The following is a 12,963-nucleotide window of genomic DNA, read 5'->3' on the forward strand; positions in this document are numbered from 1 at the left end:
GAAAGGAGGAGCGGCATGCACACGAATGCGACGAGGGGCGGCGACCTCTCGGACCTCGCGATGCGAGGCGTGGACATCTTTCTCGATGGGTATGCGCGCGTCGACCAGCGCACGGGCGTGGTGCTTGCCGTCCACGCGGCCTGCGCCGAGGCGGGCGCGTGGATCGGAGCGGCGCTCGAGCTGAACGACATTCCCCTCGCGGCCTTCGGCTTCGCGCACCGCGACGACGCGCGATTCGAGGAGGACCTCACGCGGAGCCTCGCGCGCCTGCGCGCGGCGTCGAGCGTCGAGCGCACCACGGTCATCGTCTGCGAGCTCTCGACGGTCTCGTTCAGCCGCGTGCTCCGCCGCGCGATCGCCGCGGACCGCGAGCGCGTGTCGGTGCATCGCCTCGTCAACTGCACTTCCGATCTCTTCGAGCTCGGCTTCCAGGTCTCGGCCCTCGATCAACGCCGCATCAATGCCGAGGCGCTCCACAAGCTCGGCGGCGCGAGCCGCCTGCGGATCACGTCGAAGGGAGGCACCGATCTCGAAATCACGCTCGATCCCTTGCGTTATCGCTGGATGAGCAACCACGGCACGCCGGGTCCGGGCGAAATTCTGGTCCTGCCCGCGGGCGAGGTGAACACATTTCCTGCGACCATCCGCGGTCGGCTCGTCGCCGACGGCGCATTCAACTACAATTTTCCCACCGAAATCGACGCGCGCCTCGCCGAGAGCCCGGTCGTCATCGAGATCGAGGACGGCAAGATGGCGTCGTACCATTGCGACGATCCGAGGGTCCTTGCCCTGCTCGCGGAGGTCTTCGCCGACGTCGCGTCGCGCAACGTGGGCGAGCTCGGGTTCGGGACGAACGTCGGGATCACCCGGTTCATCCCGATGAACTCGCACCTCAACGAGCGCCATCCCGGCGTGCATATCGGGTTCGGCGAGCACGGCCAGCCCGGCCGCGTCGCATTCCAGGCTCTGCGGCACCTCGACCTCGTCTTCGACGACGCGCGTGTCCTCATCGACGGCCACGGCGTCTTCGATCGCGGCTCGCTCGTCCCGACGGACGCGCCGCATCCCTCGGACACGCACGGGGAGGACACGGAAGGCGTGCATGGAAAAGGTTAGCCATTACCTCACGGTCAGCGAGCACGCGTATGCGCCTCCGGGAGGCGCCTCGTCGCGCCTCGTCCTGAGCGGGCGGACGGGCAAACTCCTTTATGTACCGGACGAGGTCGGTCGAGATCTGCATGCCGGGAAGGTCCCCGCGACGAACGAGGCCCTGCTCGGCGAGCTCTGCGCGGCGGAAATCCTGGTGCCGGCCGAGCAGGACGAACTCGAAGCGCTCGTCGCGAGAAACCAGCGCGCCACGACCGACACGTCCACGGCGACGTTCACGCTGATCCCCTCGTCGTATTGCAACATGGGCTGCGATTATTGCGGGCAAACGCACCAGCGCGGCGGCCTTGGAGAAGAAGGCGAACGCGCGACCATCGCGCGGATCGTCGCCGCGATCGATCGCCCTGGCCTTCGGGGCATTCGCGTGACCTGGTTCGGCGCGGAGCCGATGACGGGATACAAGGCCATCCTGCGCATCAGCGACGCCGTCGTCCCCGCCGCCGACGTGCGCGCGATCGATTACGCCTCGTACATGGCGACGAACGGCACGCTCCTCTCCCTCGAGCGCCTGCGCGCCTTGCACACGCGCGCTCGATTGCGCTCGCTCGACGTGACGCTCGACGGTCCCGCCGCGACGCACGATCGCCACCGCCCGCTGCTGAATGGCCGCGCGAGCTTCCGCGCGATCACCGACATCATCCGCGCGGCGCTCGACGAACCCGCCCTCGCGGGCCTCGCGTGGCGGCTGCGGACGAACATCGACAACCGGAACGCGGAGTTCGTCGGGGCCTACCTCGACGAAATGAAGCGCCTCGGCTTCGATCGCCCGAACGTGAGCTTCGACCTCCAGGCCGTGTACGCGTGGTCGAACGATGTCTCCGCGATCGAGCTGGAGAAAGAGCTGTTCGCGGACCTGAAGGTGTCGTGGATGGTGCAGATGCTCCGCCTCGGCCTTCGTTTTCCCGTGGTCCCGGCCAAACCGAGGCCCGTCACGTGTGTCGCGATGCGGACGACGGACGAGGTCATCAGCAGCACGGGCTCCGTCTTCGCCTGCACCGAGCATCCGCTCGTGCCGCGACACGAACGAGAGGACGCGCTCGGTCGTCTCGACATGCCGGCGACGCAGCCGCGAAGGCGCGGCTCGCTCGCCCTCTTCACGGAGCACGTGCGCGAAAAACGCTTCCCCTGCCACCAGTGCGCCATTTTCGGGATCTGCGGCGGCGCCTGCCCAAAGCACTGGTACGAGGGGCACCCGGCTTGCCCCGATCACAAATACAACATGCAAGCGCGCCTCGATATCCACGCGCACCTCCAGGGCATGCGGATCCTCTGACGCGTCCCCTTGCAGGCTGGAGTAAAACCTGCTTGGGAGCTGATCCACGATGTCGACGTCCCAAGGGCCCAGCGAGCACGCGCGCCTCACCCTGGAGCTCGAGACCGCGCTCCTGCGCGAGTTGCGCTCGACGTACCAGGACCTGAACGCCACGTATTTCCGGCGCGCGCTGAAGATCCCGACGATCGAGCTCGGCGACGCCGAGCGCTACCTCGGTCGCTGGCACCGGGAGACGCGCTGCATCGAGATCGGCCGGCGCCTCGTGATCGATCGGCCCTGGGGGATCGTGGTCGAGGTGCTGAAGCACGAGATGGCGCATCAGTACGTGCACGAGGTGCTCGGTCAGACGAGCGAGCAGGCGCACGGGCCGGCCTTCCGCGGCGTGTGCCAGCGGCTCGGGATCGACGCGCACGCCTCGGGGCTGCCGGAGGCAAAAGACGCGGACCCGGGCGAGGCGCGTGTGCTCGAGCGGATCGCGAAGCTGCTCGCGCTCGCGGAGAGCGCGAACGTGAACGAGGCGCAAGCCGCGATGAACGCCGCGCAGCGCTTGATGCTGAAGTACAACATCGACAACGTCGCGGAGCGGACGGCGCAGGGCTACGGCTTCCGCCACCTCGGCAAGCCCACGGGCCGCGTGACCGAGGCCGAGCGGCGACTCGCGTCGATCCTCGGCAAGCACTTCTTCGTGGAGGTCATCTGGGTGCCGGTCTACCGGCCGCTCGAAGGCAAGCGCGGGAGCGTGCTGGAGATCTGCGGCTCACACGCGAACCTGGAGATGGCGAGCTACGTGTACGCGTTCCTCACGCGCACGGCCGAGCAGCTCTGGAACGCGCACAAGAAGGCGAAGGGGCTCGGCGGCAACCGCGATCGGCGCACGTTCGTGGCGGGCGTGATGGCGGGGTTCGACGAGAAGCTCGGGGCGCAACGCGAGGTCAACACGAGCGAGGGGCTCGTGTGGGTGAAGGACGCGGATCTCGGGCGGTACTACCGGCAGCGACATCCGCGCATCCAGCACGTGAAGTACGCAGGCGGGCCGCGCAGCGAGGCGCACGCCGAGGGGCGCGCGGCGGGCCGGCGCATCGTGCTGCACAAGCCGGTGGGACAGGGGCCGAGCGGAGGGATCCGGCTTCTGCCGGGGAAGTCGTAGGCGATCAGGAGCAGCAGAAGAAGTCGCGTCGCTCGACGAACCCGAGCGCCGCGAGATCCGTTCGGATCAAGTCACGCGCGCCGCGCGCGCCGACGGCCACGAGCACGAAGTGCCGCGATGGATCGAGGGACGCCGCAGGCACGATCGGCGCCCCGCGTGCGGTGCGGCCGATCTTCTTCGGATCGATGTCCACGAACGCCGCGGCCTTCGCGCCTTCGGCCGCGAGCGCGCGCGCGAGCTTGCGCCCCGTCGGACCCGCGCCCCACACCACGAGCCCACGCGAATCCCGCGTGAGGCGCGGCGCGAGGTAGTGCGCCTTCGCCTCGATGAATCGTACGATCGCGTAACGACCGTCGCGGAACGTCGCGCGGCCCGGGTGATGGCGCCATCGAAGGAGCGTTCGCTCCACCTTGGCGAGCCCGTAGCCCGCGGCGTGGAGCCGCAGCCAGAGGTCGTAGTCCTCGGGCCAGTGCACGTCGCGGAACGCGCCCACGGCCTCGAACGCCTCGCGCCGCAACATCACGGAGGGATGGCAGAGCGGTGCCTCGACGAAGATCTCGCGGTCGTGATCCTCGGGCGTGACGATCGCGTTTTGCCACGCCACGTACCGCGCGAGCCCCTCGCCGACCGCCTCATCGGGGAAGGGCTCGACGCGTGTCCCCACGACGCCGAGCCGGTCGTCCTTGCGAAGCGCGTCGACCTGTAGCCTCAGCCGCTCTGGCAGCGAGACGTCGTCCGCGTCCATGCGCGCGAGGAAGGGCGCGCGAGAGGCCGCATGCGCGCAGGCGAGCGCACGCGCGATGCCCACGCCGCCCGTGTGAAGCGGCACGACGCGCGGATCTTTCGCCGCGAGGCGCGAAGCGATCGCCGGGCCACCATCGGTCGAGCCGTCATCGACGGCGAGGACCTCGATCGGCACTTCACGCTCGGCGAGGATGCCCGCGAGCGCCTCTTCCAGCGTGCTCTCCGCGTTTCGATAGGGGATCAGGACGGAGACGAGCGGCGACACGGAAGGGCAGAGCTATGGCAGCCTGCGGCTCTTCCGCAACGACTCGCTGTTCACGAGCCACTCGCGCGCTTCTTGCTCGTCCGTGAAGCGGCGGATGAACTTGTCCGCGCCCGTCTCGCGGGCGAGGCGGCTCATGTGGAGCGCGAGCACCTCGCTCTCGAGCACGCTCGCCATGCGCCGCACGCCCATGGTCTTCGCGAACTCCTGCACCTCGCGGACCACCTCGACCACGTCGGGTGATGCGGGCCGGAACTTCCGCATGTCGGCGAAGACCTTGAGCTCGGAGCCGGTCAGCGTCACGGCCGAGCGGCGCAGCTCCGCGACGAACTGCTTCATCTCGTCGAGCTGCACGAGCCCTTCGAGCGAGAACTCGATCTGCGAGTTCAGCTTGTCGAGCTTGATCTGGAACATGCACGGAGCTCCGGGAGCGAGCGCGACCATACCACGCCCCCGTGCCCGCCCGGAACGTGCGCTGTGCACGCTCCGGCGCGGCTCACTTCTTGAACTTGCTCAGGTGCGTGATGTACCAGCGGCCCTGCCAGGAAATGAGCACGCGCACCTCGAGCGACTCCGTCTTCTCGCCGATCCGGTAGCGGAGCTTTCCGCGGAAGGTCCGGTAGTAGCCGATCTTGTTGCCCTCGTCGCCGGGCGGCACCCACTTCGGCGTGGAGCCGAGCTCGAAGCCCTCGAACGTCGCGCCCTCCCAGGACTTGCGCTTCTTGTGCAAGGCGTGGATGTCGCGCGCGTAGGTCCGGTGGAGCTGCTCCCAGTACTTGTCGGGGCCCTTCACGTCCTTCAGCGGGATGAAGGGCTCCTTCGGGAACCAGAACGACTCGCCGCGCGCCGGATCGTCCGACGTGATCGCGTCGAAGAGCGCAGCCGCGCGCTTTTGCAGCTCCTCGCTGTCCTTCGGCGGCAGCACCTTGTTGTCCGCCACGTAAGGCACCGCGGCCTCGGCCGCGTCGCTGCCCGCGTCCGAGACCTCGGCCGTCGCCGCGTCGCCAGCCGACGCATCCGCGGGCGGCGCCTCCGCGTCCGCCGCGCCGCCGTCTGCAACCGGAGCCGCAGGGGCGGGCGGCGGCGCCGCCGTGACGCTCGCCGTGGATGCCGCGAGTTCTCTCTTGGGAGGCTCCGAGGGCGCCTGCGCGCTCGTGCATGCGGTGAGCACGACGAGCGCGAAGGCTCGAGGGAGCCGGAGGCCGTGGCGCAGGATGGTTACTTGTCCTTTTCGAGGATGATGAGCTGGACGCGGCGGTTCTTCGCGCGCTGCGCGGCCGTCACGTTGGGCCCGAGCGGTTTGTCCTGACCGTAGCCCTTCGCCACGAGGCGCGAGGCGTCGACGCCCGCCGAGATGAGCCACGTGCGCACGGCCTGGGCGCGCTGCTCGCTGAGCGTCTGGTTGCGCTCGCGCGTGCCCGTGATGTCCGTGTGGCCCTGGATCTCGACCTTGCGGATCTTCGGGTTCTGCTGAAGGACGTCCGCGATCTCCTCGAGCAGCGTGTTCGAGTCGCCGAGGATCTTCGCCGAGTCGCTCTCGAAGTGCACCTGCCGCGAGATCTTGATCTCGTTGCCCTGCACCTTGACGCTCGCGGCCCGCGCCGCCGGGCGCTTGTTCATCGCGAGCGAGACCTTCGCCTCGTCGTTCAGGCGCACGTCCGCGTCGCTCACGTGGTTCATGAAGCCCGAGGCCTCGGCACGGATCTTCGTCGCGCCGAGCGGCAGATCGCGGAACGAGACCACGCCCTTGCCGTCGGCCGTCGCCGTGCGCTCCTTGCCCGTCGCGTCGACGATCCGCACGACCGCCGCGGGGATCGGATCGCCCGTCTCGGCGTCACGCACGACCGCCGAGATCGCGCCGATCTTCGGCAGCGCTTCGAGCGCGCAGTCGACGTCCACGATCGACGGACCTTGTTGCGGCGGCGGCGTCGCGGGCGCCGGCGCCGGGGGCTGCGGCTGCGCCGCGCCGGGCTGACCGAACGGCGCCGGAGGCGCACCGAACTGGCCCTGCGCGCCGAACTGACCCGGCGCGCCGAACTGGACCTGCCCACCGAACTGTCCCTGCGCGCCGAGCTGGCCCGCCGGCGGTTCTGCGGGCTGCGCCGGTTGCGCCGGCTGCTCGGCCTTCGGGAGCGTGGGCGGCGGCGGCGCGACCACCGTCGCCTGGCACGTGGTCGGCTTGTAGCCCGTCGCGCGCACCGAGAACGTGTACGTCCCGGGCTCGAGGTGACGCGTGAGGAACGTGCCGCCGGCGCTCGTCGCGAACGGCGGATCCTGGCTCCCTTCGATGGAGACGATCGCGTCGGGGATCACGGCCTCGGGCTTGTTCGTCTCGTGCACCGTGCCGCGGACGAACGACTGCGGCGCCGGCAGGATCACGGGCTCCGGCGGAGGCGGCGGAGGCGGCGGAGGCGGCGGAGGCGGCGGAGGCGGCGGCTCCTTCGTGTCGTACGCGTACGCGATCCCGAGGTAGACGGTCCACGGCGCTTGCGGCGCGACCTCCTCGATGAACACCGAGGTCGCCGAGAGGCCGATGTCCACGGCCGCGTGCGCCGACAGACCGCGGAACGCCTTGCTGAACGGCGTCACGCGCGTGCCGATCGTGAGGCGCGAGGGCAACGCCCCGTAGCCGGGGCCGCCTGCGGCCTGCGGATCATCCGCGCTGAAATCGGCGAGCCCGAGGCAGACGTCGCCGCGCGAGACGCGGCCCGTATGACACTCGTAGCCTTGCCGGTTCACCGGGATGTCGACCGTGTACTCGACGTACGGCTGCGCGAAGCGGAAGGGCAGCTCGACGCCGATCCACGGCGTGAAGAAGTCGACGCGGTTGATGCCGAGGCCGAAGCGCTCGATGCGCGAGATCGGCTGCCGGTTGCGGCCGTCGCGGTACTCGAGCGCGCGCCCCTCTTCCACCTCGCGCACGAGCTGGCCGGAGTTGTCGACCTTGTAGCCGAGGTTCACGTTGACGCGCAGCGGGAAGCCTTGCCCGCCGGGCTTGCGGAAGTCGGCGCTCGCGAGGGCGCGGAAGAACGCGCTCGTGCCCGCGCCCAAGACGCCCACGCTGCCCGTGCCGTTCAGCAAGAAGACCTGCGCCTCGGCGCCGAACGAGAAGTACGTCCCGACGCGCGACGGCGTGAACGCCTTCACGCCGAAGTTCGTGTCGCCGAGGACCTGCAGGAGCTGCGGCTTGCCTTGATCGTTCGAGTTCGCGTACGTGCGGATCGCCGCGAACGCTTCGAGGAACGAGAACGGCGTCGCGCTGAGCGCGAAGAACGCGCCGACGTGGCTCGCCGAATCCGGGAGGTTGTCGCGCGTGCAGGTGATCCGCTGCCCGGCCGCCGTCGACAGATCCGGATCGCAGAGAAAGTTGGAGGTCGAAAAGAAGTCGCTGAGGAACGAGACGCGGAACGTCCCGGCCGCGCCCGAGCCGGCGTACGAGGTGCGCAGAAGGCCGGTCGAGCCGAACGTGTTCGGCTGCTCGATCAGCGTGCGCGCGCGCTCTTCGAGCTCGTCGACCTTCGGGGGCTCGGCGGGCGCTTCGCCGGCGGGCGGCAGCTCCTGCGTCATCGGGCCCTGGCCGGCGGGCGGCGGGGGCTGTCCTCCCGGCGGCTGGAACTGCCCCGGTTGCGGCTGAAACTGCCCCGGCGGCTGGAACTGCCCCGGTTGTGGCTGGAACTGTCCCGGCGGCGGCTGGAACTGTCCCGGCGCGGGCTGGAACTGCCCCGGAGGCGGCTGGAACTGCCCTGGTTGCGGCTGGAACTGCCCCGGCGGCGGCTGCGGGCCGAACGGTTGCTGCGCCTCGGCGTCCGCGGTGACCAGGAGGCAAAAGGCCATGGGAAGCGCGGTGAGCGCGACGAGCCGCCGCGGCTCGGCAAAGGAGGCGTTCTCAAGCGTACGCATCGACCCTCGAAAGGCGGGGGAGGGGTCTCTCCCCCCACGGGAGTGGACCGTCCTCGCTGCGCGGGCGGTTGTATCATTCTCGTGAGAAAGCAGAAACTATCCGGTTGTGTCCCGGTACGGATCGGGACCACCTCGCGGGACCACCGGCCGAGCCACCCGTCGGAACGACGCAATTCGACGCTCCGGGCTTCGGGGCGCCCGAGAGGCGCCCTTCGCCCCGCACCCCGTGCTACGAAGGGGCCAGCATGGGTTCCCGCGGCCGAATCCTGATCGTCGACGACGAGGCCAACGCGCGGGCTGCGCTGGCCGAGATCCTGCGCGAAGAGGGGTACACGACGGAGACGGCGGCCGACGGCTTCAAGGCCCTCGGCAAGCTCGAAGAGTTCGCGCCCGACGTCGTCCTGACCGACCTCAAGATGCCGGGCCTCGACGGCATCGGCCTCATGGAAAAGGCGCAGGAGTCGCGCACCACGGCGACGTTCGTGGTGATGACCGCGTTCGGCACCATCTCGAGCGCGGTCGAGGCCGTCAAAAAAGGCGCCTACAACTACCTGACGAAGCCGCTCGACTTCCAGGTGCTCGAAGTGGTCGTCGAGCGCGCGGTCGAGCAAGCGCGCCTGCTCCAGGAGAACTCGCGCCTCCGGCAGAAGCTACGCGAGCGAAACGCCTTCGGGCACGTGATCGCCTCGCATCCGAGCATGGTCAAGCTCCTCCGGCTCGTGGAGCAAGTCGCGCCGAGCCGCGCCAGCGTGCTCATCGTGGGCGAGACGGGCACGGGCAAGGAGCTCGTCGCCGAGATGATCCACCGCGGCAGCCCCCGCGCGAAGGCGCCGCTCGTGCGGCTCAACTGCGCGGCGCTCAGCGAGTCGCTCCTCGAGAGCGAGCTCTTCGGCCACGAGAAGGGCGCGTTCACGGGCGCGGTCGGCCGGCGCGAAGGCCGCTTCGAGCAGGCGAGCGGCGGCACCTTGTTCCTCGACGAGGTCAGCGAGATCCCGCTCGCCACGCAGGTCAAGCTCCTGCGCTTCTTGCAGGAGCGCACGATCGAACGTGTCGGCGGCAACGAGACCTTGAAGGTCGACGTCCGCATCATCGCCGCGACGAACAAGGACCTCAAACAGCGCATCGCCGAGGGCCAGTTCCGCGAGGATCTCTACTACCGGCTCAACGTCGTGACGCTGGAGATCCCGCCGCTCCGCCAGCGCGCGAGCGACATCCCCGAGCTCGCGGCCTTCTTCCTCGGCCGCTACGCCGAGGAGAACGGCAAGCGCATCGAAGGTTTCACCGACGACGCCCTCGCGGCCCTCGCGGCGTACGGCTGGCCCGGCAACGTGCGCGAGCTCGAAAATGCGGTCGAGCGCGCGGTGGTCCTCTGCGACGGCCCGCGCGTCGAGCGGCGCCACCTGCCAGCCTCGCTCGACGTGGGCGGCGGCGAGGGCGCGATGCCGCCGATCCCCGGCAGCACGATCTACGATCTGGAGAAGTACGCGATCCTTCGGACCCTGGAAGCGTGCAAGGGATCCACCTCGAAAGCCGCGACGATCCTCGGCATCAGCCCGCGCAAGATCCAGTACAAGCTGCACGAGTACACGAGCAGCGTGCCCGGCGCGCGTCGCGAGGGCGGTGAGGACGGCGCATGAGCGAGGCAGCGGCGATCGACGTGGGCGGCGGCGCGGAGAGCGGCGGCGCGGACAGCGGCGCGGCGAGTGAGAACACGACCGCGGGCGAGACGTTGATCGAGGTGCGAGGCCTCAAGAAGACCTTCCGCATCGGGTTCTGGGGCCGCCGCGTCGAGGCCGTGAAGGGCGTCGACTTCGATGTTCGGCGCGGTGAGATCTTCGGCTTCCTCGGGCCGAACGGCGCGGGCAAGACCACGACGATCAAGATGCTCACGGGCCTCATCAAGCCCACGGGCGGCGAGGCGTTCCTCTTCGGCGCGCGCGTGCCGAGCGCGGAGGCGCGGCGCCGGATCGGGTTTCTCCCGGAGAACCCTTACGTCTACCCGTACCTGACCCCGCGCGAGTTCGTCACGCTCTGCGGCCGCCTCTCGGGCCTCGCGGGCGCCGCGCTCTCGTCGCGCACGCAGGCGATGCTCGACAAGGTGGGCATCACGTACGCGGCCGACAGGCCGGTGCGCCGCCTCTCGAAGGGCATGCTCCAGCGGACGGGGCTCGCGGCGGCGCTCGTCTCGGATCCAGAGCTGCTCGTGCTGGACGAGCCGATGAGCGGCCTCGATCCGGTGGGGCGCAAGGAAGTGCGCGACCTCATCCTCGAAGAGCGCGCGTCGGGCCGGACCATCTTCTTCTCGACGCACATCCTGAGCGACGTCGAGGCGATGTGTGATCGCGTGGCCATCCTGCGCGAGGGCCGCGTCGTCGTGCGTGGCGCGCTTCGCAAGCTCCTGCGCGGCGACGTGCTCCGGACCGACGTGACGCTCGCGGGCGCGAGCGAGGCGCTCCGCCGATCGTTTGCACAGCAAGGGCATGGCGTGCGCACGCGCGCGGACGTGGTCGTGGTGGAGATCGAGGGCGAGAGGCAGGTCGGCGACGTGCTCCGGGCGGCGCTCGACGACGGCGCGCAGGTCATCGAGGTCGTCCCGCGGCGCGAGACGCTCGAGGACCTCTTCATGCGACGGGCGCTCTCGCAGGGTTTGGCGCGGGGGGATTGAATCCCGCCCCGAACCGTTCCGCGAATTCCTTCATCAGCCGTCCATAATCCGCGGGATCGGGAAAGCCCTTGAAGGCGTGCAGGGCGGGCGTCGTCGCCCAGGGGAGTTTTTCCTCGATACACGTCTCGATGAACGGCCAGAACCAGCTCGCATCGTCGAGCATCGTCGGGCGGACGATGACGATCGTGTCGGCGCCGGGGGGCCGGTTGAACATCCAGCTCTTGCAATGAGGGCAAAAGAAATGGCGGACCGGGCCGTGCAGGCCGCCGAGCACGGGCTCGCCCTGCGTCACCTGCAAGGCGTCGCTCGGAAGCAAGATGCCGAGCGAAAAGGCGCTGCCGCTCATCCGCTGGCAGCCTTTGCAATGGCAGGCCGCCGTGACCATCGGCGGGGCGGTGATCTTCAGCCGAACCTGACCACAGCGGCATCCACCTTCCCAGGGCAATTTCCAGTCGTTCATCTCGCCTCCCGTTCGGCCTATGTGTGGCAGGTTCGCCGGACAGTCAAGGCCAGCGCGCCTCGTGGTCTTGGCGGCGCGCGACCGTGATCGGCGATTCGGTTTGTCGGCGTGGGGTTCGGACAGCGTCCGATTCGTGGGGCGGCGCGCGCCCTTGGCCGCGCTAGGCTCGCGGCCTTCCTGGAGGAATCATGCGCTTTTTGCTTCGATCACTCGTCCTTCTCTCGCTCGCCTCGGGCCTGCTCGCCTGTGGGGATGATTCGAACACGAACGGCCCGGGCGGCTCCGGCGACTGCACCTGCTCCGTGACGATCGGCAGCGACTCGCAGGAGCTCGCGTGCGGCGAGGCGACGTGTGTCGGGCCGATCGACGACGACCGGTGGGTGACCTGCGGCGAGGGCGGCCCGGTCATCGGAAACAGGCTTTGCATTCTCGATCGCTGGGAGGCGACCACGGCCAAGTCGTTCGATTGTGATGGCCGGCAGACCTGCGCCCCCGACACGTATTGCGTCGTTCGCGCCGGCGAGCCGCCGCGGCAGACCGAGTGCCGGCCCCTCCCCGCCGGGTGTACGCCGATGACGAACGGCAGCGACTTCTGCGATTGTCTCGAGCCGGACGCGTTGACCGCCGGCGTCTGCGCCGGAGCGTCCTACATCAATAGCTGCGACTACACCGATCCGCGCGCGATGCAGGTCTTCTGCAACGATTGAGCCCCACGAAGCAGGCTCAGCTCGGGAATACCAGCCGCAATGCGACCCGGGCGACGTGATCTTCCACGATCCGCCGCCCGGCTTCGCCTCCAACGCCCGCGATCTGCTCGAGGTCCGCGTCCGCGAGCAATGCGAGGTGCATGATGAGGCCGGTCATCGTCTGGATCGTCAGCCGCGCCTCGGCGACGCCGAGGCCGCCCATGTTTCCGATCAGCGAAGCGAACGCGTCGAGCATGGGCCCGCGCACCTGCCGGGCCCGTTGCGGCTCGAGGTGCCCGAGCTGTGCATTGAGCTTCGCGCGCAGCTTGAGGCTTTGCCGCTCCGCGACCGCAAAACAATAGATTCGCCGCGCCGTCTCCTCGATCACGGCGCGTGTATCCGATCGCGTCGCGAGCGGGGCGAGCTCGACGACCAGCGCGCCGAGCCGCTCGTAGTACGTGTCGAGACACGCCTCCAGCAAACTCTCCTTCGTCGGGAAGTAGTAGTGGATCGTCCCCAGGCTCACGCCCGCGCGTGTCGCGACCTGCCGGACCGACACGTCGACGTCGCCCTCCTCCGTCTCGACCAGCTCGTGTCGCGCCGCGGAGACGATCCGGTTCCAGGTCTCCTCGGAGCAAGCATCCTTGGGGCGCACCATC

General features: G+C 69.4%; 12 protein-coding genes. 6 read left to right on the forward strand and 6 right to left on the reverse strand.

Features of this window, described 5'->3' with window-relative positions:
- Positions 1-15 precede the first annotated feature (15 nt).
- From QHF84_RS33980 to QHF84_RS33990, 3 genes are read left to right on the forward strand one after another with little or no spacing between them, the layout of a single operon-like run.
- Entirely contained in the window at positions 16-1,116 is a 1,101-nt protein-coding gene (locus QHF84_RS33980) for an aminopeptidase (RefSeq protein WP_281317665.1), read from the forward strand.
- Positions 1,103-2,440 carry a radical SAM protein gene (locus QHF84_RS33985; RefSeq protein WP_281317666.1) on the forward strand — a complete coding sequence of 446 codons (1,338 nt, stop codon included), beginning with the start codon at positions 1,103-1,105 and terminating at the stop codon, positions 2,438-2,440. The genes QHF84_RS33980 and QHF84_RS33985 overlap by 14 nt, the downstream gene beginning before the upstream one ends.
- A 49-nt stretch (positions 2,441-2,489) precedes the next feature.
- A complete protein-coding gene (locus tag QHF84_RS33990) occupies positions 2,490-3,587 on the forward strand; it encodes a DUF2786 domain-containing protein (protein ID WP_281317667.1) in 1,098 nt (365 codons plus the stop codon).
- Between the two features lie 4 nt (positions 3,588-3,591).
- Here QHF84_RS33990 and QHF84_RS33995 read toward each other — a convergent pair whose 3' ends face one another.
- From QHF84_RS33995 to QHF84_RS34010, 4 genes are all read right to left on the reverse strand, one after another.
- Complete coding sequence (locus QHF84_RS33995) at positions 3,592-4,596, reverse strand: glycosyltransferase (RefSeq protein WP_281317668.1); 1,005 nt, start codon at positions 4,594-4,596, stop codon at positions 3,592-3,594.
- Positions 4,597-4,608: 12 nt separating this feature from the next.
- On the reverse strand, positions 4,609-5,007 hold the full coding sequence (locus QHF84_RS34000; protein ID WP_281317669.1) for an STAS/SEC14 domain-containing protein: 399 nt from the start codon (positions 5,005-5,007) through the stop codon (positions 4,609-4,611).
- Positions 5,008-5,089: 82 nt separating this feature from the next.
- Positions 5,090-5,764, reverse strand: coding sequence for a hypothetical protein (locus tag QHF84_RS34005; protein ID WP_281317670.1), 675 nt, complete (start codon positions 5,762-5,764; stop codon positions 5,090-5,092).
- Positions 5,765-5,811: 47 nt separating this feature from the next.
- A complete protein-coding gene (locus tag QHF84_RS34010; protein WP_281317671.1) occupies positions 5,812-8,493 on the reverse strand; it encodes an OmpA family protein in 2,682 nt (893 codons plus the stop codon).
- A gap of 245 nt (positions 8,494-8,738) precedes the next feature.
- On the opposite strand from QHF84_RS34010, the gene QHF84_RS34015 reads away from it, so the two are divergent.
- Together QHF84_RS34015 and QHF84_RS34020 are read left to right on the forward strand one after the other, a co-directional pair.
- On the forward strand, positions 8,739-10,130 hold the full coding sequence (locus QHF84_RS34015; RefSeq protein ID WP_281317672.1) for a sigma-54 dependent transcriptional regulator: 1,392 nt from the start codon (positions 8,739-8,741) through the stop codon (positions 10,128-10,130).
- Positions 10,127-11,158 (forward strand): ABC transporter ATP-binding protein, encoded by a 1,032-nt coding sequence (locus QHF84_RS34020; RefSeq protein WP_281317673.1) that lies wholly within the window; start codon positions 10,127-10,129, stop codon positions 11,156-11,158. The genes QHF84_RS34015 and QHF84_RS34020 overlap by 4 nt, the downstream gene beginning before the upstream one ends.
- Here the strand turns inward: QHF84_RS34020 and QHF84_RS34025 are convergent.
- Positions 11,115-11,618, reverse strand: a complete 504-nt coding sequence (locus QHF84_RS34025; protein ID WP_281317674.1) for a GFA family protein — start codon at positions 11,616-11,618, stop codon at positions 11,115-11,117. The two genes, QHF84_RS34020 and QHF84_RS34025, sit on opposite strands and share 44 nt — an antisense overlap.
- Positions 11,619-11,806: 188 nt before the next feature.
- On the opposite strand from QHF84_RS34025, the gene QHF84_RS34030 reads away from it, so the two are divergent.
- Positions 11,807-12,325 carry a hypothetical protein gene (locus tag QHF84_RS34030; RefSeq protein ID WP_281317675.1) on the forward strand — a complete coding sequence of 173 codons (519 nt, stop codon included), beginning with the start codon at positions 11,807-11,809 and terminating at the stop codon, positions 12,323-12,325.
- A 16-nt stretch (positions 12,326-12,341) separates the two neighbouring features.
- Here QHF84_RS34030 and QHF84_RS34035 read toward each other — a convergent pair whose 3' ends face one another.
- Positions 12,342-12,962: a TetR/AcrR family transcriptional regulator gene (locus QHF84_RS34035; protein ID WP_281317676.1), complete on the reverse strand. Its 621-nt coding sequence runs from the start codon at positions 12,960-12,962 to the stop codon at positions 12,342-12,344.
- Position 12,963 lies beyond the last annotated feature (1 nt).

Origin of the sequence: Polyangium sp. y55x31, from assembly GCF_029946505.1 — a bacterium.
Classification (GTDB): domain Bacteria; phylum Myxococcota_A; class Polyangia; order Polyangiales; family Polyangiaceae; genus Polyangium.